This window comes from Synechococcus sp. MIT S9504 (assembly GCF_047497135.1).
In the GTDB taxonomy this organism is placed as follows: Bacteria; Cyanobacteriota; Cyanobacteriia; order PCC-6307; family Cyanobiaceae; genus Synechococcus_C.
This window is the reverse complement of the sequence record NZ_CP138942.1, coordinates 1971287-1994721: the sequence shown is the minus strand read 5'-3', so window position 1 is coordinate 1994721 and position 23435 is coordinate 1971287. Positions and strand designations below refer to the sequence as shown.

The following is a 23435-nucleotide window of genomic DNA, read 5'->3' as shown; positions in this document are numbered from 1 at the left end:
TCTGATGTTGAAAGAATCTCGATTGCTGAGATCAGCACTCTTCATCAGCATTCCCCATGGCACGGTCAAGGTTGTGGGCTGAGGAGGCATAGCGCTCACAGAAGCTGTCAACCATGGCTTTTTGACCTGTTCGCCGTGCATTGATCTGAATCTGTCGCCAGACAGCTTTGTCGTTCAGATACAGCTCCAGATGCTTGTCGGCTTCGGAGTCATTGCCCAGGGGGGGTAGTCGCTCGCCAAGCACGACGCGACGCACCAGATTCCAGTCCTGGGGAATGCCCTCGACACTCACAACCTTCAAGGCTTTAAGTCTGCAGGGCTTGTTGCTGCGTCCGCTGTGTTCAGCGCCATGGCGTCTGGATCGCAGCCAAAGCTCGCTCTCCTGGCTGCAAACCTGCAGGTAGCGCAGGTCAGCCGCTTTGAGGCCATAGGTCGCCATCAGCTGGAAGGCGAATCCATAGCGGCGTCCCATCGTTGTGTTCGGCAAGGCTGCGAGCAACTCAAGGATTTCTGAATCCTGCAGCGCATAGGTGATGGGTTTGGGTTGGTTGCTTTTGGGTTGGTTGCTCATGTGTTCGTCCCCTTCGCCTTGCCCACGCTGATGGCTTGTTCGTGATGACTGTTCGCTGCAGGTGACTGATCCCAGTCATATCTGGATGCAGGGTCGCTGATATTCAGTCATTTCTTCAGAGGTGGGCTTCAACAGGATGGCGTTGTCCATGAATGAAGTTTTCATGAATAAGCCTGTTCCAATGCGTTGGTCCGCTTTGCTGACGCTCGCTGCCCTGTTGCCCATGACGGCAACTCCTCTGCTGGCACACGAGTATCGCGGTGATGACGGGCGTAACTACTACGACGGCCGCGATGACTACGGCCGTCGCGCCTACGGCAGCGGCCGTGACTATGAGAACAGCCGTGAGTATCTGTATCGACCGAATGGAGTGGCTCAGCGGGCTGCATGGGACGAACCAGGTACAGATACCAACAGTTGCGTTGAAGGCAGCGTGATCGGTGGTCTGCTCGGGGCCGGTCTCGGCGCCGTGCTGTCCCGTGGCAACGGTCGCTGGATCGGTGTGCCTGTCGGTGGTGCCGCTGGTGCACTGATTGGTTGCCAGGTTGACGGGGGCTGATCTTTGCTGGATGGGGGAAGGGTTTTGTCAGTTTTCTGACTGGATAAGCGATCAATCAGCAGTCTCGCCATTCGCAGTGGTCGCCGCTGTTGCAGGGATAGATGCGATAGCCCTTCCCGATCAATTCCGGTGTGTCGCTGTTGTTGATCATCCATTTATCCAGTCGCAATGCATAGACGCCATTGCCTTCATCAAAGAGACCCGCGTAGTAAATCTCGATAAAAGGTGGCCAGCAGTCGTCTTTGCAGCCAGGTTCGTTGTCGGCATAACATTTCCACCCACTCTTAACTCCAAAAGTATCCATCGTTGGCGAGGTGAAATTGGTGTTAGGCATGCTTGAATCTGCTTCGCAAACCCATGGATAAAGTGCGAAGTTGAACGTCTTAAGTACGCCTTTCACGTTTGCATATGGATTGACTTGGTGGATGTCTTGGATTTTTTGACAGACACTCTTATTCCATTTGCGTTGGTTTTGTTCTGGTCCTGCTCCGCAAACAGCACCGCTGATGACCGTATTGCCATCGCTATACCATCCTGCCCAATATCTTTGAACACCAAAAGTAGTTCCAGAATTGGGATGCGTGAATGTGCAGTGATTACGCCCGTGGGGGCTGCTTGAGCCGCTGCTCTCACATTCGGGAGATGTCGGTGGCCCATCGAAGCGTTCGATGTATTTGATATCACCTAAACAGTCGGGTTGAATTCCAGCTCCATCGCAATTATGAAATACCCAATAATCTTTGCGCCCTTCTTTGGGAAAGCTGGCCCATGTTCGGGCTCCCATATTGTATTTGGCTCCATTGACAATGTCATAGGGATCGTTGTTATTGCTTTTACAGACCGGCGATAAACCTTTGTCCCAGTTGAATTGATAGGGGCGATAATAAAAGGGGGTGCAACTGATGTCTGAAGCACCTTCTCCACCACCGCCGCAGAAGGTATCTAATTTTTTGATCGTTCCACCTTCGTTTGCCCAGCACCATCCTTGGCCCAAGCCGCTCATCATCATTGGCTTGTCAGGTTGGTGTTGAAAATCCAACCGCTGAGGAATTGATTCGAGCGAAACAGGGGCAACTGTGGTCAAGCCTGATGACAATCCGGCGAGAAGATGGATTAACACGTTGCTTGAGTGAAATGTCGCAATTGTGGCCAGCTAAGCCTTCTTAAGGGGTTTTGAGGATATTTAGTAATATCAAAGATCTCAAAAGTGTGATGAAAGGCACCGATTTTGATCAACGTGTCTACGCCATGGTTGGGCAAATTCCTCATGGACATCTCTCCACCTATGGCCAGGTTGCCGACCGTATTGGTGCCTATGGCTGTGCGCGCCAGGTGGGTTGGGCTCTGCGTCGTTTGAGCCTGCCTTCTCAGATTCCTTGGCAGCGTGTTGTCAATGCCCAGGGTCGTATCTCCATGAGCCTCAGTCGCGAGGGATCCGACTGGATGCAGCGGGAGCTTTTGATCGCCGAGGGAATTCCTGTGGATCTGGAAGGCCGCTTGCCCCTCAAAAGGTTCCTGTGGTCACCTGATGAAGGGCAGATTGCCGAGATGGGTCAGTTGCTCAGGGCGCTGTAGGCGACGGTGACCACCAGGCGCGTGATTTCGATCACGCCAGCGATCACGAACACCGTTGCAACCCGGGTGGCCCAGCGCGGTGGCTGATTGCCTCTCCAGCTGCTGGAGGCCCGCATCCACTGGGCTGCGGCGGAGGCAGGAAAAGCGATCGTGCTGGCGCGTCCAGAGGCCAGCTGATTGCCCAGTCTGGAGCCTGTTCCGATCGCTTTGTCGCTGTAGGCGTAACCCAGAGACACCGCGGCGGTTCGGTTGAAGGCCGATTGGGCTGATCCAGGCTGGGATTGCCAGGAGCGCACGAATGGAACGCCATGCTCTCCGAAGGCTTGGCTGTATTCCTCAGAATCAATCAGAGAATCCACGAGCGCATCATGTCCTTGTGAAGCCTGGAGCTGAATGCATTCAGACACTTCACTTTGATCATGAGGTGGTCTGCCCAGCAGATGTTTGAAATCCAGTTCGATGGTTCTCTGTGGAGAGCAGGAATCGTAAAAGTTTTTGCGATAGAAGTCCGACTTGGCCAGGCCACGGATGAACTCCTGAACGGTGATCCTTCCATCGCGCAATTCAGCCTCAAGAGAGGTTGAGCGCTCACACTCCATGACATGTCCATTGCCATAGACATGCTTGTAGGCCTCATGAATCGCTGAGTCGACATCAGCTGCTTCGGCAGAGCCTGCGAAGCCGGAACGCAGTTTTACGGGCTGCTTTGTTGCACGTTCACCGCCGAATTGTGTCGCGACAGAGGTGGACGAAAGCATGGCAATTTTTGGACATGACCTTGGTATCAAAGAGAGTCCTGGGCCGAACTAAGATTGAATTGAAAGATTCTTATGCTTTCGCAAATAAACAAGATTTTTGTTCAAATAAATCGGCATTTTTGGTGAATTTGGGTTTCATTTTTAAGCTGTTTTCAATCTTTCTGGTACAGAGCCGATTTTGAATGTCTGATCTGGGAATTGGCTTTTAAGCGCTCGGTCTCAGGAGGAGCCCTGTCCGGCTGCTGGCGCTTCAGTCGAGATGTTGGATGTTGCTGGCAGATGATTGAAGCCAGCGAAGCCCATCTATGGCACAACCTGCTGAACCGTCTTCCCGAGATGCTTTGCTCTCTCGCCGTGTCGCCTGGGACGTTCTTGAAGCGGTTGCGGCTGGGGCTTACGCGGATGTCGCTCTGGAGAGGGCTCTGCGTCGACGGTCTCTGGCTCCTGTCGACCGCGGATTTGTCACGGAGCTGTCCTATGGGGCCATTCGCTGGCGTCAGTGGCTGGATGGCTGGCTGGATCGATTGGGCAAAGTTCCGGCCTGTAAGCAACCTCCGCGTTTGCGCTGGCTCCTGCACATCGGCCTCTACCAGTTGCTGCGTATGGAGCGCATTCCTGCCTCTGCTGCGGTGAACACCACGGTGGAACTGGCCAAGCAGGGCAAGCTGGCACGTTTGGCACCGGTGGTGAATGGACTGTTGCGTTCAGCCTTGCGAGCCCATGAGGCCGGTGAAGGCTTGGCTCTGCCCGAGGAGCCGGCGGCGGCTCTGGCCCAGCAGCATTCGCTGCCGTTATGGATCAGTCGTGGGCTGTTTCAGTGGTGTGGTTCGGAGCAGGCTGAGCGCGTAGCCAGGGCCTTCAATCAGGTGCCGCCCCTCGATCTGCGCGTGAATCGGCTGCGTTCAACGCCTGATCAGGCGACAGCACTGTTCGCTGAACGCAGCATTGCAACAGCTCCGATCTCAGGTTGCCCGCATGGGCTTCAGGTGCTGGAACCATCCGGTGATCTGCGCCAGTGGCCCGGTTTCAGCGAAGGCTATTGGTGTGTCCAGGATCGTGCGGCCCAGTGGGTGGCTCCACTGCTGGATCCTCGGCCTGGGCAGCGAGTGCTGGACGCCTGTGCTGCCCCAGGAGGCAAAGCCACCCATCTGGCGGAGTTGATGGGTGACGAGGGAGAGATCTGGGCTGTGGATCGTTCACCCGGTCGCTTGCAGCGGGTGGCTGCCAATGCCGCAAGGCTGGGCTGCAGCAGCATCCATGCCCTGGCATCCGATGCATCGCAGCTCGGGCAGGAGCGACCTGAGTGGAGGAATCGATTTGATCGGATTCTTGTTGACGCACCCTGTTCCGGCCTGGGAACCCTGGCGCGCCATCCCGATGCTCGCTGGAGGGTGACCGAGGCGTCGGTGGCTGAATTGCTGAAACTGCAGATCGTCCTTCTGGATGGCCTGCGATCTCTACTGGCCCCAGGCGGACGCCTGGTTTACGCAACCTGCACGATTCATCCTTCAGAAAACACCGAACAGGTTCATGGCTGGCTGCAGGCCCATCCTGATCTCGTGCTCGAATCAGAGCAGCAGCGTTGGCCTGATCCCAGTGGGGGGGACGGCTTTTATGCCGCGGTGATCACTGCACCGGCAGCGGCCTGAAATTCTCATCAACCGGTGGACCATCATCTGGAGCGATGTAGCGCCTGGGTGGTGCGACCGGCGCGACTGGTGTGGTTTGTTGTCCGCTGCTGAAGGGCTGATCACCATTGCCACCGGTTGCTGAGTCTCCCCCTGTGGTGCGGCCCTTCTTCTTAGGCCCTTTGAAGGGGCGGTTGAGCACCGGTTTGGGAGGGAAGTTCTGGACGTTGTAGCTGCCTTTGACCTGAGTCATGAATTGCTTCCAGGCCCAGGCAGCCTCGCCGCTGCTGCTTTTGGTTTCAGCATTGTTGTCGTAGCCGAACCACACCGCGGTGGTGAGCTGTGGGATGGAGCCGATGAACCACAGGTCCCTGGCTCCTTCAGAGGTTCCGGTTTTGCCAGCTACGGGGCGATCGTCGAGGCGGGCTGCAGCACCCGTTCCTCCCGTCACCACCCGTTGCAGCATCCAGTTCATGGCATCGGCCACCTCGCTGTCGAGTGCCCGACTGCCCTTCTCACCATCGATGCGCCTGCTCCAGAGAACGTTGTCTTCAGGTCCGCGGATCTCTTCGAAGGCCATCGGCTTCACGTACACACCGCGATTGGCCACTGCGGCATAGGCCGCGGTCATGTCGAGCACGGTCTGCTCATAGGCGCCGATCGCCATTGGGTAGTACTTGCCCAGAGGACGCTCGTTGCCAATGCCCAGTTTGTTTGCGGTGCTGATGATCGCGTCGAAGCCGACCTTGTCCTGAAGCTGGACGGCAACCGTGTTCAGAGAATTCTTGAGAGCGTCTGCGAGCGAAATATTGCCGAAGTATTTATTGCGGAAATTCTTGGGGCAGTATCCGGACCAGCAGCGGGGAGAATCCACAAAGATGTCTTCCGGCTTCACTCCGGAACTGATGGCGGCGGCATAGGGAAACAGCTTGAAGGTGGATCCCGGCGAGCGCAGGCCCTGGGTTGCTCTGTTGAACTGACTGCTGCTGAAGTTCTTGCCTCCCACCATCACCCGCACCAGGCCAGTGCCGGGTTCCATCGACACGATCACCCCTTCGGTGTTGAACGGGGCAAACTTGCGGACCACTTGCTGGGCTTTCTTCTGCCAGTCGAGGTTGAGGCTGGTGCGGATCTTCAGGCCTCCCACCTCGATCTGCTCGGGGGTGAGCAGCTGCGGTAACTGCTGAGCAACCCAGCTGGTGAAGTAAGGCGCTGAGCTGTTGAAATATTTGGGAATGGCTGGTTTGAGATCGAGCGGGCTGGTGCGTGCCTGTTCGGCTTCACTTGCGGTGATGAAGCCAGCCTGTCGCATCCGATTGAGCACGATGCTTCGCCGCTCCAGGGCCAGTTCGGGATTCACCAGGGGTGAATACACCGATGGAGCCGGAGGCAGGCCTGCAATCAGTGCGGCTTCCTGAAGATTGAGTTGATCCGGTGTTTTGGAGTAATAGACCCAGGCGGCATCGGACAGCCCGTAGGCGCTGGCCCCGAGATAGACATAGTTCAGGTATTGCTCGAGTATCTGCTCCTTGCTGAGCTGGCGTTCGAGTTTGTAGGCCAGCGCTGCTTCCTTGAGCTTGCGCGTGATCGTGCGGTCCTGGCTGAGGAACACCGTGCGAGCCAGTTGCTGGGTGATCGTGCTGGCGCCTTCCCGTACCGCTCCCTGGCGCACGTTGCGCACAAGGGCCCGGCCGATTCCCCAGATATCAACACCGTTGTGCTCATAAAAGCGCCGGTCTTCCGCGGCGATGAACGCCTGCTTCACGAGCAGAGGCATCTGCCCCGGTTGGATCTTCTCGCGGGTCGCCGGACCCAGTTTCTGAATCACCGCTCCGTTGCTGGCCAGCAGGGTGATGGTGCCGGGTCTGTTGAAACGGCTGATGCCGCGTGCGTCCGGGAGTGTGGCATCGAATGCTCTCACCACAGCAGATTGGGCCAGAGCCACACCACTGCCGATCACGAGGGCTGAACCGCCGATCAGGATCCAATGACGACGGGTGCGAATCACATGACTTGGGTCAGAGGGCTGTGACCAATCGCTAAAGCGGTGACCAGCATTCCAAGCACCAGAAAGGGTTGCGCGCTTGCCTGGTATTTCACGTCGTAGGCCACGGGATCACGCAGCAGCCAGATGTCCTGGAAGGTGATCTGCGGCACGATCAGCAGCACAAGAAGAACAGCAGCGAAATGCTGCCCGATTGCGATCAGCACCGCAACCATCAGCAGCTGAAAAACATCGATCATTCCAGCGCTGATCCAGCTTGCGGGGCCGATTCCGAATGCGACCGGAAGTGACTGAAGCCCGAGGGCACGGTCACCTTCAACGCTCTTGAAGTCGTTGACGACGGCGATTCCCAGCCCAACAAGGCTGTAGGCCAGGGTGAGCAGGGCAGTCGCCCAGGTGAGCTGACCGAACAGCGCCTGGCCTGCCCACCAGGGAAGGGCGATGTAACTCGCACCGAGGGCATAGTTCCCAAGCCAACCGTTCTGTTTGAGTTTGAGGGGAGGCGCCGAATAGATGTAGCTGACCAAAGACCCGCCGATCGCCAGCAGGAAGAGCACAGGGATTTCATGGTTGGCCCACTGGTCGAGCCCCCAGGCCACGGCCAGTCCGCTCAGCAGCAAGACCCAGATCTGCAGCCTGACCTGTCCGAGGGAAATCGCGCCGGAGGGAATCGGGCGGTAAGGCTCGTTGATCGCGTCGATTTCGCGGTCGTAGTAGTCGTTGATGGTCTGGGTGTAACCCGCCAGCAGGGGGCCACTCATCACCATGCAGGCGATGGCTGCGAGCACGTGATCAAGCCGCCATTCGTAGTTCCCGCTCGCGGCTGCACCGCAGACAACGCCCCAGATCAAGGGGATCCAGGTGACCGGTTTCATCAGCTGCAGACGCAGCTTCCAGATGTTGGTGGTGCCGCTGGCACCTTTCATGCCGAGCAGCTGACGGGCGTCACTCACAAAATCAAGCCTCAGGCTGCGACGATTTCGTCTTCAAAGAACCAGGAGCTGGATCCATCACTCAGCTCGACGACCACTCCAATGCCTTTTCCGTCGACCGTGCGGAATTCAGTCACGGTGCCGAACGCATCACTTTTCAACAGGTCAACCATGTCCTGAGGAATGCGATCACGAACCCGGGTTACGCGAACTTTGCTTCCGACCTCAATCGACTCGAGTTTCGGTGTTGGAAGAGGTTCTGAGCCGGTTAATCGTTTGATCAGATTGAGAGCATTTCCCAGCATGACCTGCAAGGCTTGGAAAGACGTTGCACCTTAACAGCCGTGTATCGAATGCCATGGTCGCCCTGCGCCTGATTCCCTGTCTTGATGTCGCCAAGGGGCGCGTGGTGAAGGGGGTGAATTTCGTGGGACTTCGCGATGCGGGAGATCCTGTCGAGTTGGCCTGCCGTTACAGCCAGGCCGGTGCGGATGAACTCGTGTTTCTGGATATCGCGGCTAGTCATGAGGGCCGAGCCACCCTGGTGGAGATGGTCCGCAGAACATCGGATCAGGTCACCATTCCCTTCACGGTTGGTGGCGGCATCGCCTCGGTGGAGGGCATCACCGAGCTGCTGCGGGCTGGTGCTGACAAGGTCAGCCTCAACTCCTCAGCAGTGCGAAGGCCGGAGCTGGTGAAGGAGGGAGCGGATCGCTTTGGTTGTCAATGCATCGTGGTTGCCATTGATGCTCGCCGCCGGGATGAAGGCGGATGGGATGTGTATGTGAAGGGTGGTCGTGAGAACACCGGCCTGGATGTGATCACCTGGGCACAGCGGGTCGCTGCACTCGGAGCCGGCGAGATCCTGCTCACATCCATGGATGGTGATGGCACCCAGGCGGGCTATGACCTGGAGCTCACGCGGGCGGTCGCACAGGCCGTTCCCGTGCCTGTGATCGCTTCCGGAGGCGCCGGTTGTCTTGATCACATCGCTGCGGCTCTTGACTCCGGCCCGGATGGAGGCCAGGCATCCGCTGCGCTGCTGGCATCCCTGCTTCATGACGGAATCCTCACCGTTGAGGCGATTAAGGCGGATTTGCTCAGTCGAGGCCTGATGATCCGGCCTTTGGAGGCTTGATTTCTCTTAATGTGTATGGAACTTTTCTTCACGGTTGGATTCCCTTAGTGCATCTCCCGCTTTCCACGATTGAGGCACTGAAGGTTTCTTCTGGTCAGCCATTGATTCCCTCGAGCTGGGTGCTGCCCCTTGGCATTTTGCTTGTGTTCGTGGTGATCGCCCTTGTGGGCTGGGCTCTTCAGTTGATGCAAGCCGCCATGGATCAGGGAGAGTTTTCGCTCATGCTGGCTGGCTGCATGGTCTGTTCTGCCGCAGTTGGAATCGCCACGGTGATGGTCATGACGCTTAGTGGCCTGCCGCTTTGAAACCCGGCGATGCAGAAGCTGTTGAACAGTTGTTTAACGAGGCTGCGCCCAGCTACGACAGGCTGAACGATTGGCTGAGCTTCGGACTCCATCGCCAGTGGAAGCGACAGATGGTGCTGCAGCTTGCACCGCGGCCAGGAGAGCAATGGCTGGATCTGTGTTGCGGAACGGGTGATCTGGCCCTCGCTCTGGCACGCCGTTTGAGACCTGGTGGGGGCGTGGTTGGTGTGGATGCGGCGGCTGCTCCTCTGGCGATCGCGGCCCAGCGATCAGCGCGGGAACCATGGCTGCCGGTGCACTGGCAGCAGGGCGATGCTCTGAATCTGGAACTGCAGGATGCCTGCGCCGATGGGGCGTTGATGGCCTATGGATTGCGCAATCTGGCTGATCCGGCTGCTGGCCTCAGGGAGCTTCGGCGCGTGTTGCGTGAGGGAGGCCGCGCCGGTCTGCTGGATTTCAACCGACCGCCGTCTGGCACTGCTGCGGCTGTGTTCCAACGGACTTACCTGCGCAGAGTGGTAGTTCCTGTTGCGTCTAGGGCGGGCCTTGCCGAGCACTACGCCTATCTCGAAGCAAGCCTCATGCGTTTCCCCGATGGACCCGCACAGCAGCAGCTGGCACTAGACGCCGGCTTCCGCGAAGCCTGCCATTGCCCGTTGGCAGGTGGCCTGATGGGCCTTCTCACGGTTTGGGCCTAAAAGATTAATCCCCCGGCGCAGCTCGCTTGCGACAAGTGAGACCGATGAACTATGAAGGAATGATTAAGAAGCGGGGGAGAAACGCATGGCCTTTCCGTTGCCGTCTCTGCTGTCCTCCATTGAGGATTTGCTGGATGAAGTCCAGTGGCTGGACGGGATGATCCTGGTCACCGACGCACAGAAGGCCACCTTCGTTTCCTTTTCTCAGGTGGATCCTGTGCTGCGCCGTTTGCGTTCTCGGCCCAGAGGTGCGGAGGTGGCTGAAAAGCTCTGCATGTCGCTGCTGGAGACCCACGGCAAAGGGGCCAGCAAGCCCGTTCTGGTGTTTCAGGGGGATGGCAGTTTCTGGCTGGGCACCATGGGTCCGGGTCGCAGTCATCCCCATCGGCATCACGCGATCGCTCATCTGCGCCGCTGCCTTTCCTTGAGCTGAGCTGCCGAGGCGGCTCTGACGAGAGAATGCATCGGATTGGCTCCAGCGCACGGATGCATTTTCAGGACATCATCAGCACTCTCAACCGTTTCTGGTCGGAGCAGGGTTGTCTGCTGCTGCAGCCCTACGACACGGAAAAAGGCGCAGGAACGATGAGTCCGCACACCGTGCTGCGAGCGATTGGGCCGGAGCCCTGGGCGGTGGCTTACCCCGAACCCTGTCGCCGCCCCACCGATGGTCGCTACGGCGACAATCCCAATCGGGCTCAGCATTATTTTCAGTACCAGGTGCTGATCAAGCCTTCACCGGATGGCATTCAGGAGACCTATCTCTCCTCGTTGGAAGCACTTGGCATCAAGGCTGCCGAGCACGACATCCGCTTCGTGGAAGACAACTGGGAGTCACCGACACTGGGTGCCTGGGGCGTGGGCTGGGAGGTGTGGCTTGATGGCATGGAGGTGACCCAGTTCACCTATTTCCAGCAGTGCGGCGGCATCGACTGCAAGCCGGTGTCGATTGAAATCACCTATGGGCTTGAGCGTTTGGCGATGTACCTGCAGGACGTGGAAAGCATCTGGGATCTGAGCTGGAATGCCGAGCGCAGTTACGGCGATATCTGGCTTCCCTTTGAGAAGGGACAGTGCCATTTCAATTTCGAGGCTTCCAATCCTGAGCGTCTCAAGCAGTTGTTCGCCATCTATGAAGCGGAAGCAGCCGATCTCATTGAGAAGAACCTGCCTGCTCCGGCCCTGGATTTTGTGCTCAAGTGCAGCCACACCTTCAATCTGCTGGAAGCCCGTGGGGTGATTTCGGTGACCGAGCGCACGGCCACCATCGGCCGCATCCGCAACCTGGCGCGCAAGGTTGCCGAGGCCTGGCTCGCCGAGCGTGAAGCGCTGGGATTCCCCTTGCTCGAACAGCAGTCCGTCCCTGCAACCTCCACCGCTGTCTGATTGCGGGGAACCCTCGCAGCAACTCCGATCATGCTGAATGAAACCGGTCTTCAGTGCCGGGTTGTTGCTGCTTTCTGCCTGCATTGGCGCGGCCTATCTGCGCTCCTCGATGCATTGGTTGCTCCTGGTGGTCCTTCTGGTCTGCGGACTGGCGGCCTGGGGGCGGGTCTGCCGTCGACCGAGCAAGGCGATTGCTGTTCTCGCTTTGATGCTCTGTATGGTCAGTGTTCGCTGCGGAACTGGGGCCATGCCCCAGCCGCAGCCTGGTGATCCCAGCCTGTCCATTCCTCCTGATGGCAAGGCTCTTGCGGTGCGCGTGGTGGGCCGGATCCAGGCTGACGGTGCTGTGAACAACGGACGCTGCAGATCTCTGCTGGCGGTCAGCAGCCTCAATGGCCACTTCAGTGAAGGGCGAACGGAGCTGACTCTTGATTCTTGTACAACCCCGTTGCTGACAGGAGCCTGGATTGAGCTTCAAGGTGAAATGCGACGACCTCAAGCTGGCTCGCATCCATTGTTGGCCGGTGCTGATGAGCGCTTGGCGCTGCAACGAACTTGGAGTCGTGTACGCACCGATGCCATCCAGGTGTTGAGGCAGGACCGGACCCCTCTGGCCGATGCACGCCGAAAGATTGCTCAGCGTTTGATCGCTGTTGCCGGAGAGCAACAGGGTGGTTTGCTGGCTGCGCTGGTGCTCGGAGGTGCCCAGGTGCCGTTACCGCAAAGCTTGCGCGATGTCTTCCGGATGGCCGGCCTGTCGCATGCCCTTGCGGCATCGGGATTTCATCTTTCCGTACTGCTGGGCAGCACTCTGGCTTGCACCAGGGCCTGGCCTGGCGGACTGAGGCTGGCTGCTGGCAGTGGAGCCATGGCGCTGTTTCTCGCCCTGGCGGGGGCACAGCCATCCGTGGTGCGTGCGGTGTTGATGGGTGCGGCGGCACTGCTGATTCGTGAGAGCGGACATCGCAGTCGCCCGCTGGGGGTGCTCCTGCTCACATTGGTCGTGATGCTTCTGCTGCATCCGACCTGGGCACGTTCCATCGGTTTTCAGCTCAGTGCAGCGGCAACGGCTGGCCTGGTGATTTCGGCTGGGCCTATGGAGCAGTGGATCGCGCAGCACCTGCCTCGGCCATTGCACCGATTGGCTCCAGCGCTCTCGATTCCAATTGCTGCCTTGTTCTGGACCCTGCCGCTGCAATTGCTTCATTTCGGCGCAGCACCGCTGTATGCCGTGCTCAGCAATCTGCTGGCAGCGCCCTTGCTGGCCCCCCTCACCCTCGCCGCCATGGCTCTGGCTCTGATGGTTCTGCTGCTGCCGGCGGCGCTGGCCTCTGCTCTGCTGCCCTTGTTGATCTGGCCGGTGCAGCAGCTGAGTTGGCTTCTGATCAGCTTGGTGCACTGGATCAGTCAGTGGCCATGGGCTCAGCTGCTCACAGGGCCGGTGCATCCTTTGTTGGTGCTGGCGTTTTCGTTGGGCTTGCTCCTTTGGTTGTTGCCCTCTTCACAGAACTTGCGCTGCCTCTCGCTGCCGTTGCTTCTTTTGGTGGTGGGTTTGCAGGCTCGCGTTCAGTTTCGGGATGACTTGATCCGTGTGGAGCAGTGGGGGCGCCAGTGGTTGTTGTTGCGCCACCGAGGACGGGCGGCCATGTTGAGCAGCCATGGCGATGAGCTCAGTTGCCGAATCGCGACACGACTGAGTCATGGGCTCGGTCATCAGCGGTTGGACTGGGTGGCGGTTCTCGATCCTGTCGGTACAGATCAGCAAGCGTGTTGGAACGCCTTGGCGCGCACACTGCAGGAAGAACAGAGAGGACGGTTGCCCCTGTCAGCAGGACAGCGTTTGCAGAGTGATGGACTGAGTGTTGGTGTCCCTAAGTACCATGGCCGCCTTCTGGATGTTCGCTTCGGGAGCCGAGTCGAACGACTGCGCCGCAGCGACCTTCAGCCCCAATCGGGCTCAGTGCCCAGGGTGTGAGAAGGCTGCCTACTAAAGTGGTCCTGCGCTTTAAGTGCTTGGAGAGGTGGCAGAGCCCGGTTGAATGCGCACGACTCGAAATCGTGTAGGGGTAACACCCTCGTGGGTTCGAATCCCACCCTCTCCGTTCTCAGAAAGTCCCGCTTAGTCCCTTGAGGTCTCACATCCCCTGCTGGGGAGTGGTTTTAAGCGATTGCGTAGTCCACCAAAGGGCAGGGAGTACCACCGACGTCCTCGATATGTGTTGTGGGATGTGTTGTGGGAAATAAATGGTGTTGTGGGAATGGCTCAAAACCTGCTCTCTGACACGCAGCTCAAGGCCATCCGTGCTGTTGATAAGCGCCAGAATATTTCTGCTGGCCACGCTTTATTCGTGGTGATCGAATCTCTCACCAAAGGAGGAGGGAAGTCTTTTGTCGGTCGCACTCGGTTTCCCCCTGGTCGGGATGGCAAACAAGTAGAGGTCCGCATTGGGGTCTATGGCCGAGGGCCTGGGCAATGGAGCCTGAAGGAAGCCAGAGATGAGTGGCAGCGCATCAGGGTCTGGTCCCATGAGCAAAGACGTGATCCAAGAGATCTCAAGCGGGAGCAGAAGGCTGCACTTGTTCCGAAGCTTGAGGGGCCGACGTTGGTTGAGGTGGCTGAGGCTTATCTGGCTCACAGCACCAATCGAGAGAGCACCAAGGTGGATTACCGCAACATGCTCTTCAATCAGGTGCTCCCGATCCTGGGTCCTGACACACCCGTGAAGTCACTGACTTGGGACAGTGTTCAACGAGATGGTCGAAACGGCAGGCAGGTCGTCCTCGATTTGAAGCAGTCCATCGTTGATCGGGGGTCTGCTTATCAATCAGATAAATGTTTGCTGGTGATGCGCTTGCTTTTTGCCTATGCCATTGAGCAGGGCTGGATGGACCGTAATCAAAACCCTGCTCTTGGAAGTCGGGGAGTTCGCTCCAAGCACAAGAGCAAGCCTCATCCAACGTTGCGATGGGAGCAGCTGCCCGAGTTCTTTGACCGACTTGAACACAATGAACCCAAAGCAATCCCAGTCACCATCTGTGCGGTGAAGATGGCGTTCATGACCTTCCTACGTGTGGGGTCATTAGTTCCGATGCGTTGGTCTGAACTTGATGAAGAACAAGATCTTTGGGTTATTCCTGCAGACCGTATGAAGAGTGGGCGGGAACATGCCGTCCCTTTGACAGAAGAGATTAAGACAAATCTGTTAACGCTCAAAAAATATACGGGTAATCAGGAATTTGTATTTCATTCGATTCGATCAAACGGGCCTATGAATCCTTCTTCTATTAATCAACATTTTATCAAGCTTGGGTACAAGGGTTTAATGACGGCCCATGGGGTTCGCTCTATACCGTTGACGGTTGGTCAAGAAGTTCTTGGCTTTTCTCATGAGGTCATCCAGAGACAAATGGATCACGTCATAGGAGACAAAGTTCGTCAGGCTTATGACAGAAGTCAGTTTTTGCAGGAGCGGCGAACATTTATGGAGGCTTGGTGCTCTGCTCTTGTCGATCAAGGGTTGGTTCTTTGAATTAAATTTGCTTCCGCATCCAATCTTGAATTGCTGTTAGTTGCCAAACAACAAGTCGACTCGTAAGCGGGATTTGTTTTGGAAATTTACTTTGAGACATCCATTGATAAATGGTTGATTTAGAGAGCCCGGTCATTGATTTCACCTCGGACAGACGGAGAAACTTTTGAGAATCCATGTGGCTGAGATCAAATGCTTTTTCATGTTGCCACTACAGAAGAAGCTGTGCGGCTTATGAACCAGACAGTTGCCAGACATTGTTGTCTTTGTTTTGTCTGGATTTTGTCTGGCAAGTGATGTTGACTTTTTGCATGTTCCTTATGAGTCTGTGAGGGTTGAGATTTTCTCAGGACATTGATTTTTGAATGGCGTGAATTACTCCATGAATTGGAGGGATTTCTCCTGCTTCCTTGTGGCGCTGGTGATAAGGGGAAGGCGCCTATTGATCCTGATTCGGGTCTGCCGTTAAAGGATTGGCAAAACTCTGCGTATACACCCCAGCAGATTCATCAAATGCCGAAGCATGTGATTTGCGTTGGAGTAAGGACAGGCCCTGATGCTGAGAATCTTCTGATCGTAGATATCGATGGAGAATCAGCCCTGACTTATTGCACTGAATTGTGCTGCTGCGTGGAGGATTCAGGTTGGATTATTGCCAGAGATACCGATTTGACGAGGCTCAAAGTTGTATTTCGGATAACGAATGATGAATTGTCAGATCAACTCGCGCTTCGTGGCAAGATTGTGATTTCTACATGTGAATCACCTAAAGAGCAGATAGAGCTTTTTTATGGGAGTGGGCAATGTATTGTCCTAGGCCAACATCTGGCTTCTGGAGGTCATTATTTTTGGACCGGATTGCCGAAGCAGATTTCTAAGCCATCTGTAGCCTGGGAAGGTCTCATACAAAATCTTCTAAAGAACAAGAAGATTTCCTCTCAAAAGGTAAGTCCTGGTTGTTCTTGGTCTGATTGTGTTCCTTGTCCAATATGTGGCCGCACTGAGTTGGATTGCAGGATTACTGACGATAGATCGTTTATCCAATGCCATAAAGGTCATCGATGGCACCCACCTGATCTTTCACTGGGGGAGACCATAATCGCTCACGAAGCGACATGGGCGTATGTGGGTGCCAGTGAAAATGCAATAGGTCCTTGCGCTAACTTTAAGATTAACGAAACAAGAAAGGTCACTGCCTGTATCCCAGGCAAGTCACTCTTGAAAGATTTGAATATTCGACCCGCTAGGGGGGGTAGGGCAAATGTAGGAAAAGTCGATTGGGCAATTCAAGGTTTTGCCGCTGTGGGCATTGTGTTGCTAGCCGCAGAACCAGGGACCGGTAAAACAACATTGCTGTATCGAGTAGCAGAGGTAATACAGGAAGGTAAGGACTTTCTTAATGCTGTGCCTGTTAAGCAGGGGTCTGTCTTAGTTATTCAAGGAGATGAGCCTGAAAATATCACCATGCGCAAGCTTAATCGGATGGATGTAAAGGGACAATTTGAAATCTTATACGGAGATAAATCACTTGATACTAATAGCCTTTCCGAGATTGTTCGATCTAAAAGCTGGCGTGTGATTATCGTTGACTCTCTGACAACTGTCCTTGCCAGTTCTAATTGCACCACTATGGATATGACAATGGCTGAACGGTTGTATGAATTAAATAAATTAGCCTCAGAAAATAATGTCTTGGTCTTGATGACTGCACATTTGAATAAGCCTTCTAGGGACGGATCTGGAGCACCCATGAAGCGTAAGATCATTGCCTGGGCAGATATTTCTGGTGTCGCAACGATTTCGGCTGCTGTTAATGATGCATGGGGGCTAACACCAAAGGATAATTGTTTCTCTTTGCATGCTCTTGGTAAAAGACATGTTGAAGCCGGAACGGAATGGATTCTTGAACGTTTCCCTGAGGATTATGACTGGGAATTAAAAGAAGTTACTGATTCTTTGATGCCTAAAGAAGATGCCAATATCAAGTCATTGATTGTTTCTTTTTTGGGTAAAAATTAAGGAAAGTACTTTACGACAAAAGAGATCTGTTCAAGGTTGAATTTACAGAATAAGGAGCATGCACGGCGTTGTCTTTGCAGTCTTTACGACTCACAAAAGCTTGATCGCCGAAAGCGAGCTTCAGGGAATGGCCGTCCGGCTCATGAGTACGGGGTGAATGGCTAGACCTACTTTTCCTACTTATGCTCAACCCCCCCCCCCCTACCCGCCATTGCAAGCAAACACGTCAAGCATCCCCCATATGGGTGATTCGTGCTGTGTTCTAAAAACTGCTCAGACCTCAATGCTGAATTGGCTTATCCGCCATTTCTTACTTGATTTCCTGAATACAGCCGCATAGTTATTTTCACTCCAATAGGTGATGTGTACAAACTAAACAACGCATACGTTGTAATCGCAGGCTCTAACTGGTTTTTACCGGGTTAAGCCTGGGCCCCTCAGCTCGCCCCTGAGGGGTTTTAAATATCCTGGTATAATATGCGCGACCTCGGGCGAGGGGGTTGTAGGTCATATTTTTCATTCAATGAAAAAAATTCTTTCCTTCGTTTCGGGTGTTGCTCTGTTTTGGGTAGCTCCTTTCACTGCTTCTGCTCAAATGCTGTATATGGATCCCAATAGTGGGACCATTTACAACGGTTTTGGATTGCCACGATCAGGTCCAAGTCCTTCAAGAGTTCTTGACTTTCTAAGGCAGCAGTGGCTTCCTTCGACCAGAAGAACTATCTCGCCTACCGGAACAGTTCGAGGTGGCTTTGGCGTAATGCAGTCTGGTCCTGACTTAATGATGGCTTTTTGTCTACAGAATCTATGCTTTGTTGAGAGTTCATTGTTGAGAATCACCTGATTTCTTCTATGGCTTGATGGATGCTTGTCTTGTCTTCAGGCTGTCAAGTAATTCTAAATTGTAATGTCATCTGTTTTATGATTTTGCATCATTAATTTCGTGATGAATCAGGTCAGTTTTCGAAACATTCTTGATGTCTGACTATGAACATTTTCATTCGACTACTTAAGTGGTGGTATGGACCACCTTTCCCTGAACTTAAGACGGATGTGATCTTTGGCCCACCTGATCCTCCTTCTTTAGACATTACTGCGGACTTCAGTTTCTTCGAATACGTCCTTAACGTCTGTCTTGACGAGAATGGTGATTACGTACACATTGTCGACAATTCTGACTGCAATGCCAAGCCTCAGATCTACACACTGCACATCGGTCCGAAATTCTGTCCAAACCCGGATATTACCGTTGAAAACCACCTTGTTTCTTTTTAATTCCTATGACTGATCCAACCTTCCAGAACGACACTCTCACCAGTGCTGCTATCACTGCTGTTGGGATTGGTGTTGCTGCATTCTTTGGTGCACCATCTTTCATTGTTGCAGGTGGTTGTCTTTTTCTTGCCCACGTATTGTGGCGCAGCAAAGTACCAAAAGGCACCACAAACGTCGAGTACATCCCCAACCCCCAGCGCCAACAGAAACAGAGCACTTCTGTTCCTATTCCAAAATCACTACCACCTAATGTTCGCTTCTGATTATCATGACTGCACTTAACATCAGAGCTAACCTCAAAGACTTAGTTCACTTCACTGCATTTGGTTCAGTATCTGCTGCTGAAACAGAATTATGGCGTAAAGTAACTCAAGGTCTAGGTTTTGATTGCTTTTAATCATCATATCTCTCATGCATACATTTATGGCTGGGATTGATCAAAGGCAGGCAAATTTTGACGCTATCAAGCCTCAGAGGCGTATTCCATTCACGATTGTAAGGAGGTTCAGAACCAAGACAAATATCCAGTTGATTGCAAATGGTACTGACATTGAATGACATAAAGGAACTTTTATCAGTTTGAAGGATTATCTCTTGACTGCTTCTATTAGGATTTTGAAATTCCTCCTGGATTTGTCTTCTAAGCTATGAAGAAAGAACTTGTTACGATTAGGGTTTCCCTCGATCCGCGAGTGATCGAATTGATTGATACTCTAAAAAAAGAGTGGGCTTTTCATTCTCGGAGTGCTGTGATCAATCGCTTGCTCTCGGAGCTTGGGGGCTTAGAAGAGCCTAGTTCTGTTACTCACACTGACCTTTGAACTGTTGTGATAACAAGCTTCTGAATGTTTTCTAACCGAGCATTACCTCTTTTATTCAAGCTATACATCTCCTTGCTTTACGTATTTCGTGTGGAAGCATTTCGCTTGCCATTGCATGTCGTAGTAGGTTTTGAGCTTCTGTTAGAAGATTGATTGATGGACGTGCTTTGCCCTTTTCGTCTCGAGATAGGGGTCTACCATCAACCCAGTCATTATCGACATATAAGGATGGCATTACGACTCCATTGCTTTTCCCTGGTCTAAAAATTACTGCTATCGGTCTACTTAATAGCTGTGGCGAAAGTGTACACAATCCTGAAAGTATGGTTGTTGCACAAGTCGTGTTCAAGCCACAGATCAATCTAATTTGTCCGTCAGTCCCTAGGTTGGCGTCAATGACTAGTTTGTGTGCTTTGAACTGACCCCTGGCCTCAAAGTAAATATCCTCCAGAAGGAAAGTCATGTGTTCTGAAGTGGCTGGCTCTGGAATGTTCTCTCTATGATTCCAGAAATAGAGGCATTTATCTTGTAATTGTGGGTGCCTATAGATGTACGCCACTTTCCTAGGGTGCTTCCAGCCTAGCTCTGATGGTGAGGTATAAAAGAGCTCTAGAATTCTTTCGCTATTAGTTTGATTGTCTTGAGATGTGGCGGTTGTTAGTGACATGGGTTTAGTACATTTTTAGGTAGAAGAAGGCCTCCTCGCCCGTGACGCAACGAGGAAGCCAATTATTTGACTCGGACTGTTTCGTATAACATTCCTCTTTCATATATTCAGGTTGTTGAATAAACCTTTTTATTTTTTTCTCTGCGAATATTCATTCGGACGGGGTATTGGAGATGTCTCATGTAGCGCTATTCCTTTTTCAGGTCCCTATGGGGCCGCTCCTGTTTCGCTTTCAGCTTGACGGATTTCAGACTCTCTAGGGAATGGAACTCTTATTTGTGCTTGTATTAACTGATTTAGACTTAATTAGTAATCAGAAGTCTTATTGAGATGGACTTTAGCCCTAGTATTGCATCATCTTTATGTGATATCACTAAACGACTGGATCGTCTTCAATCTGACGTTGCAAGGCTTTCACAGCAAAAAGCCCCGGATCGTTTTGTTCCAATCAATGAAGCTATCCGTTACCTTCATTGTGGCAGAGATTGGTTGGTTGCCCAAATAAAGGGAGGTGTTTTGCGACCAGGTATAGATTTTATTGATCGGACTTCTTCAACAGCCGTTCGTAAAAGATATCTGGTTAATCCGGTTGCCTCATTGAGATGGCTTAATGGAGCGCAGGCAGTGTCTGTGAGGACAAATGCTAAGTCTGTTCTTCCGATTGAGCATTCATAGACTCTTTTTCTTGAAAGAGTTGGTTGACAATTGTTTTAAGTTCTTTATTTCAGCAGGATTAGCCCCATTCGCTTTGAAACGTTTTGAGTAATTTTTGATTCTTTTCGGAAATGTTGACGCTAAGTTCCGGCATGATTGATCTTAGTGGGATGTGGCTTGCTTGTGTGAATGTATTTGCAGTTTCCTACTTTTGATTTGTTATCCATGCTTGCGGGGTTGCATATTTCGTGAATTGCGTAGCCTTTTTCTTTTAAACAACCTTGGATTGTTACTGGCGGATCTTGTTTCTCTTTCTGAGCTTTCTTAATGGCTCTGTATGTGGCTTGGCGGATAGCTTCGCTGGTAATTCCAGAGCTATCTTTCAATATCTCGTTTTTCATTTCTTCCCATGACAATATTCTCTGCGTGTTGATGATTTTATTGGTTTTGGGTGCTTGAGGTCGCTGTTCCCTGTTTTTGCCTTTGATATATAACTCTGCTGCAATTAGCTCTATCTCTTCCAGGGTGAGAGATGTATTTCTCCAGTATTTGAGATTGTCTTCATTGTCGATATTATCATTTGATTGATTTCCTGCGTTTTCCTCTTCTTTTTCTATTAAGTATCGATTTATCTTCCGCCACTGTGCAAGAGCAACAAATTGCATGTGGTACGGCATGTAAAGGTCACGCCACTCATTGTGCTCCTCGCGGCTAATTCCAGCATCAAGAAATATCTTTAGTGTTTGATTTTTGTTGCTGTTGTCTCGCTCTAGTGGATCTTGTCGTCTCATCCTGTCGATTGCGTAGTACTGAAGTCCACCAGTCCTTCTGGCCAACGCGCCGATGATTTCCCTATTCACGCGCCTCCCCCTGCTCTCGCACGTAAGTCTTCGTAGAGATTGAGATTTCCTGGTAGATGCTCGAGCATTGTTTTTGCCTATTGATGTTCGTGGCCACTCGTGAGCTCACGGCTGGTTGTGCGTGTAGGTGGACTTAGATGATTTAAGACATTAGCGCAGCTCTCAACCATCAGATCCTCATATCCAGTGCCCTGAGCCTCCCATTCGCGCCATTTTGTCCAGCGAAATTCGCCGATCTTATAGTTACGGCGATCGGCTGCCACCTCTGTGACTCCGCTGCGGTTGAATGCTTTAACGCTGTGAATGCCTTAGGAAGATGTGACCAGTTTCTATTTGCCGTTGTTCAAGAGGGGTAACAACTTGATGGCGATCAAGTATTCCAACGATCGCTCGAAGTTGAGTGGGAACGGAAGCGGATCAAGCCCAGGTGGAGATACAGGTCCCTGCAATGTTTTAATTTGAGCTTGGGCTCGTCCACCCACAAGCAATACCGCGGCTGCAGTAACGGCTGCAATGCGCTTCATGCGACTGGGATTGATCTTTCGTGAGTTGCCGCGTCGTCTCACTTTCCACGCAGGGCATAACTTTAGCCTAACTTTGTAGTGAATCATGAGCGATAGTGAGTAAATGCCACCGAATTTTGGCAATAACCGACCAGGGGCTTCGAGCCCCCAGCATCACGCCTGTGATCAGCTGGTTAATCGATCAAAGACTGTATTGATTACATGCAATATTCATTAATGAATTAGCACCCATTGTTTGAGTCATGCAATCGATGTTGTAGTTGTGAATGGGACCTCCATTCATTGATATCCTGACCGTTCTATAACGTGTGTTGTACTTGTTAATAAATACACCGTGTAGACACATGTAATTACCGTCCACGTTGTAATCACAATACTGTTGTGCATGTGCAGCATCAGGAATGACGAATGCAGTGGAAGTGAGCAATCCAATCAATAAAGATTTCATGGTGTGCAGTGCAATGTGCAGTACTTATTCCCGCAGGGCGGGTGACCCCAGGAGTGAGCTGGGGGCTGCATTGGACCAATACACAACCATCTTCTTGCAGAGCTCATTCGGGTGCATCACCCAATCGGGTGAATAACTACAAGTCAGTCAGCCATTAGAGATGGCTCATTTGCGGGATGTGCCTTCACCACCCTTTCAGCGACGGTGACTCCAGAGACTTTTATGAAATGGCAACCTCTAAGGGGCAGTTCAATACCAAGGCATGGGGGCTTTGGATAACGCCCCAAAAAGAAGACGTTCAACACGGCAAGCAACACATCAATACTCGCGTTGAAAGCAGCTCCAGCAAGGGACACAACAACGTCGCCCTGATCAAGTTCACTGCCGAAGTGACCATGGGCGCTGATCTCTACGCCGAATGGGCAAAGGACGGAAAGTTCAATATGCCCGTCGAATGGATGCAGGTGGGAAGCGAACAGGAAGCATTGCCGCACACCACTAAGTATCTGAATCCTGGTGAGGAGGCTTGATCAATGAAGGGGATTAAACGTGTTGTTATCGGTTCTGCTGTTGGCGGTCTTCTTGGTGCGGCGGCATTCTTCCCAGTCGACGGGCTGATGCCAAGCAAGGTTTCTGCCGAAACGATTCGACGTACAGGCCAGCACTACACAGGAGGTAGCTCCTACAACTACGGGAAGTATTACGACCAGCCGGATTGGAAACAGAAGCCTTGGAAAGGCACCCAGATTCGTGATCGAGAAGGCAATTCTTGGAATTGCCCGACTTACTCCAGTACTTGCAGACCTGAATAAACGCGTCACCACCTGGGCTGACAACGCTTCCACCCGCTTGACTTCTGCATCGTTTACCGGGCTTCGATGGCGTTGTGTCTGAGCATCCGTCTGATGACTGGCTGACCACTGCCCCGTAATCGTCTTGTCTCCACAACAACCCACTGCGTGTGCGCGGTTGGATTGGCATTGCTGAAGCTGCAGACCTTTCCTTGCTGAGTGTTCACCAACCAGCCGACACCGTTTTTTGGTGGGTGCCGTTCAACCTGTGGGCGGTCCTTGTTTGGCATG

23 protein-coding genes and 1 tRNA gene are annotated in these 23435 nt (G+C 53.1%); 15 read left to right on the top strand and 9 right to left on the bottom strand.

Annotated elements, in window-relative coordinates; translation table 11 throughout:
• Positions 1-31: 31 nt before the first annotated feature.
• The gene (locus tag SIB58_RS11205) at positions 32-571 is read right to left on the bottom strand and encodes a hypothetical protein (RefSeq protein WP_066906786.1); all 540 of its coding nucleotides are present in this window, start codon (positions 569-571) and stop codon (positions 32-34) included.
• 163 nt (positions 572-734) lie between these two features.
• Between SIB58_RS11205 and SIB58_RS11200 the strand changes: the two genes are divergently transcribed.
• On the top strand, positions 735-1130 hold the full coding sequence (locus tag SIB58_RS11200; RefSeq protein WP_231857038.1) for a glycine zipper 2TM domain-containing protein: 396 nt from the start codon (positions 735-737) through the stop codon (positions 1128-1130).
• A 55-nt stretch (positions 1131-1185) separates the two neighbouring features.
• Here the strand turns inward: SIB58_RS11200 and SIB58_RS11195 are convergent, their stop codons facing one another.
• Positions 1186-2214 carry a hypothetical protein gene (locus SIB58_RS11195; protein WP_156486764.1) on the bottom strand — a complete coding sequence of 343 codons (1029 nt, stop codon included), beginning with the start codon at positions 2212-2214 and terminating at the stop codon, positions 1186-1188.
• Positions 2215-2342: 128 nt separating this feature from the next.
• On the opposite strand from SIB58_RS11195, the gene SIB58_RS11190 reads away from it, so the two are divergent.
• Positions 2343-2705, top strand: a complete 363-nt coding sequence (locus SIB58_RS11190; RefSeq protein ID WP_066906797.1) for an MGMT family protein — start codon at positions 2343-2345, stop codon at positions 2703-2705.
• On the opposite strand, the gene SIB58_RS11185 is transcribed toward SIB58_RS11190, so the two are convergent.
• On the bottom strand, positions 2684-3463 hold the full coding sequence (locus tag SIB58_RS11185; protein ID WP_066906800.1) for a phycobilisome rod-core linker polypeptide: 780 nt from the start codon (positions 3461-3463) through the stop codon (positions 2684-2686). The genes SIB58_RS11190 and SIB58_RS11185 overlap by 22 nt on opposite strands.
• Positions 3464-3768: 305 nt before the next feature.
• Between SIB58_RS11185 and SIB58_RS11180 the strand changes: the two genes are divergently transcribed.
• The gene (locus tag SIB58_RS11180) at positions 3769-5112 is read left to right on the top strand and encodes a 16S rRNA (cytosine(967)-C(5))-methyltransferase (protein WP_067327226.1); all 1344 of its coding nucleotides are present in this window, start codon (positions 3769-3771) and stop codon (positions 5110-5112) included.
• Here the strand turns inward: SIB58_RS11180 and SIB58_RS11175 are convergent.
• Genes SIB58_RS11175 through SIB58_RS11165 form a run of 3 tightly spaced genes read right to left on the bottom strand, consistent with a single transcriptional unit; the run spans position 5090 to position 8309 of the window.
• Positions 5090-7099, bottom strand: a complete 2010-nt coding sequence (locus SIB58_RS11175; protein ID WP_066906804.1) for a transglycosylase domain-containing protein — start codon at positions 7097-7099, stop codon at positions 5090-5092. The two genes, SIB58_RS11180 and SIB58_RS11175, sit on opposite strands and share 23 nt — an antisense overlap.
• Positions 7096-8049, bottom strand: a complete 954-nt coding sequence (chlG, locus tag SIB58_RS11170) for a chlorophyll synthase ChlG (protein ID WP_067327228.1) — start codon at positions 8047-8049, stop codon at positions 7096-7098. Before chlG ends, SIB58_RS11175 begins: the two co-directional genes overlap by 4 nt.
• 11 nt (positions 8050-8060) lie before the next feature.
• The gene (locus tag SIB58_RS11165; RefSeq protein ID WP_066907168.1) at positions 8061-8309 is read right to left on the bottom strand and encodes a DUF2862 domain-containing protein; all 249 of its coding nucleotides are present in this window, start codon (positions 8307-8309) and stop codon (positions 8061-8063) included.
• A gap of 77 nt (positions 8310-8386) precedes the next feature.
• Between SIB58_RS11165 and hisF the strand changes: the two genes are divergently transcribed.
• From hisF to SIB58_RS11125, 8 genes are all read left to right on the top strand, one after another.
• Positions 8387-9166, top strand: coding sequence for an imidazole glycerol phosphate synthase subunit HisF (gene hisF / locus SIB58_RS11160; protein WP_066906807.1), 780 nt, complete (start codon positions 8387-8389; stop codon positions 9164-9166).
• A complete protein-coding gene (locus SIB58_RS11155; protein WP_231884213.1) occupies positions 9163-9471 on the top strand; it encodes a hypothetical protein in 309 nt (102 codons plus the stop codon). Before hisF ends, SIB58_RS11155 begins: the two co-directional genes overlap by 4 nt.
• The gene (ubiE, locus tag SIB58_RS11150; protein WP_067327231.1) at positions 9468-10169 is read left to right on the top strand and encodes a bifunctional demethylmenaquinone methyltransferase/2-methoxy-6-polyprenyl-1,4-benzoquinol methylase UbiE; all 702 of its coding nucleotides are present in this window, start codon (positions 9468-9470) and stop codon (positions 10167-10169) included. Before SIB58_RS11155 ends, ubiE begins: the two co-directional genes overlap by 4 nt.
• 85 nt (positions 10170-10254) lie before the next feature.
• Positions 10255-10602, top strand: coding sequence for a hypothetical protein (locus SIB58_RS11145; RefSeq protein WP_066906811.1), 348 nt, complete (start codon positions 10255-10257; stop codon positions 10600-10602).
• A 53-nt stretch (positions 10603-10655) separates the two neighbouring features.
• On the top strand, positions 10656-11555 hold the full coding sequence (gene glyQ / locus SIB58_RS11140; protein WP_066907172.1) for a glycine--tRNA ligase subunit alpha: 900 nt from the start codon (positions 10656-10658) through the stop codon (positions 11553-11555).
• Positions 11556-11592: 37 nt separating this feature from the next.
• Positions 11593-13530: a ComEC/Rec2 family competence protein gene (locus SIB58_RS11135; protein ID WP_067327233.1), complete on the top strand. Its 1938-nt coding sequence runs from the start codon at positions 11593-11595 to the stop codon at positions 13528-13530.
• Positions 13531-13570: 40 nt separating this feature from the next.
• A tRNA-Ser gene (locus tag SIB58_RS11130) sits at positions 13571-13657 on the top strand.
• A gap of 156 nt (positions 13658-13813) precedes the next feature.
• Entirely contained in the window at positions 13814-15085 is a 1272-nt protein-coding gene (locus tag SIB58_RS11125; protein WP_067327251.1) for a tyrosine-type recombinase/integrase, read from the top strand.
• A 1-nt stretch (position 15086) separates the two neighbouring features.
• Here SIB58_RS11125 and SIB58_RS11120 read toward each other — a convergent pair whose 3' ends face one another.
• A complete protein-coding gene (locus SIB58_RS11120; RefSeq protein ID WP_074162609.1) occupies positions 15087-15263 on the bottom strand; it encodes a helix-turn-helix transcriptional regulator in 177 nt (58 codons plus the stop codon).
• Between the two features lie 176 nt (positions 15264-15439).
• On the opposite strand from SIB58_RS11120, the gene SIB58_RS11115 reads away from it, so the two are divergent.
• Both SIB58_RS11115 and SIB58_RS11110 read left to right on the top strand, forming a co-directional pair.
• Positions 15440-17104 carry an AAA family ATPase gene (locus tag SIB58_RS11115; protein ID WP_067327236.1) on the top strand — a complete coding sequence of 555 codons (1665 nt, stop codon included), beginning with the start codon at positions 15440-15442 and terminating at the stop codon, positions 17102-17104.
• Positions 17105-18384: 1280 nt separating this feature from the next.
• The gene (locus SIB58_RS11110) at positions 18385-18642 is read left to right on the top strand and encodes a hypothetical protein (RefSeq protein ID WP_156486611.1); all 258 of its coding nucleotides are present in this window, start codon (positions 18385-18387) and stop codon (positions 18640-18642) included.
• A gap of 2019 nt (positions 18643-20661) precedes the next feature.
• Here the strand turns inward: SIB58_RS11110 and SIB58_RS11105 are convergent.
• On the bottom strand, positions 20662-21381 hold the full coding sequence (locus SIB58_RS11105; RefSeq protein ID WP_156486609.1) for a hypothetical protein: 720 nt from the start codon (positions 21379-21381) through the stop codon (positions 20662-20664).
• 1199 nt (positions 21382-22580) lie between these two features.
• Here SIB58_RS11105 and SIB58_RS11100 point away from each other — a divergent pair.
• Together SIB58_RS11100 and SIB58_RS11095 are read left to right on the top strand one after the other, a co-directional pair.
• Positions 22581-22883 carry a hypothetical protein gene (locus SIB58_RS11100; protein WP_067326045.1) on the top strand — a complete coding sequence of 101 codons (303 nt, stop codon included), beginning with the start codon at positions 22581-22583 and terminating at the stop codon, positions 22881-22883.
• 3 nt (positions 22884-22886) lie between these two features.
• A complete protein-coding gene (locus tag SIB58_RS11095; RefSeq protein ID WP_156486608.1) occupies positions 22887-23165 on the top strand; it encodes a hypothetical protein in 279 nt (92 codons plus the stop codon).
• A gap of 53 nt (positions 23166-23218) precedes the next feature.
• Here the strand turns inward: SIB58_RS11095 and SIB58_RS11090 are convergent, their stop codons facing one another.
• Positions 23219-23434: a DUF1651 domain-containing protein gene (locus SIB58_RS11090; RefSeq protein WP_067326043.1), complete on the bottom strand. Its 216-nt coding sequence runs from the start codon at positions 23432-23434 to the stop codon at positions 23219-23221.
• Between the last annotated feature and the right edge of the window lies 1 nt (position 23435).

What these genes read in the sequence shown, in the direction of transcription:
- SIB58_RS11205 (WP_066906786.1), bottom strand. Translation starts at nt 571, where the DNA reads ATGAGCAACCAACCCAAAAGCAACCAACCCAAACCCATCACCTATGCG.
- SIB58_RS11200 (WP_231857038.1), top strand. Translation starts at nt 735, where the DNA reads ATGAATAAGCCTGTTCCAATGCGTTGGTCCGCTTTGCTGACGCTCGCT.
- SIB58_RS11190 (WP_066906797.1), top strand. Translation starts at nt 2,343, where the DNA reads ATGAAAGGCACCGATTTTGATCAACGTGTCTACGCCATGGTTGGGCAA.
- SIB58_RS11185 (WP_066906800.1), bottom strand. Translation starts at nt 3,463, where the DNA reads ATGCTTTCGTCCACCTCTGTCGCGACACAATTCGGCGGTGAACGTGCA.
- SIB58_RS11180 (WP_067327226.1), top strand. Translation starts at nt 3,769, where the DNA reads ATGGCACAACCTGCTGAACCGTCTTCCCGAGATGCTTTGCTCTCTCGC.
- hisF (WP_066906807.1), top strand. Translation starts at nt 8,387, where the DNA reads ATGGTCGCCCTGCGCCTGATTCCCTGTCTTGATGTCGCCAAGGGGCGC.
- SIB58_RS11145 (WP_066906811.1), top strand. Translation starts at nt 10,255, where the DNA reads ATGGCCTTTCCGTTGCCGTCTCTGCTGTCCTCCATTGAGGATTTGCTG.
- glyQ (WP_066907172.1), top strand. Translation starts at nt 10,656, where the DNA reads ATGCATTTTCAGGACATCATCAGCACTCTCAACCGTTTCTGGTCGGAG.
- SIB58_RS11135 (WP_067327233.1), top strand. Translation starts at nt 11,593, where the DNA reads ATGAAACCGGTCTTCAGTGCCGGGTTGTTGCTGCTTTCTGCCTGCATT.
- SIB58_RS11125 (WP_067327251.1), top strand. Translation starts at nt 13,814, where the DNA reads ATGGCTCAAAACCTGCTCTCTGACACGCAGCTCAAGGCCATCCGTGCT.
- SIB58_RS11120 (WP_074162609.1), bottom strand. Translation starts at nt 15,263, where the DNA reads ATGGATTCTCAAAAGTTTCTCCGTCTGTCCGAGGTGAAATCAATGACC.
- SIB58_RS11110 (WP_156486611.1), top strand. Translation starts at nt 18,385, where the DNA reads ATGACTGATCCAACCTTCCAGAACGACACTCTCACCAGTGCTGCTATC.
- SIB58_RS11100 (WP_067326045.1), top strand. Translation starts at nt 22,581, where the DNA reads ATGGCAACCTCTAAGGGGCAGTTCAATACCAAGGCATGGGGGCTTTGG.
- SIB58_RS11095 (WP_156486608.1), top strand. Translation starts at nt 22,887, where the DNA reads ATGAAGGGGATTAAACGTGTTGTTATCGGTTCTGCTGTTGGCGGTCTT.
- SIB58_RS11090 (WP_067326043.1), bottom strand. Translation starts at nt 23,434, where the DNA reads ATGCCAAACAAGGACCGCCCACAGGTTGAACGGCACCCACCAAAAAAC.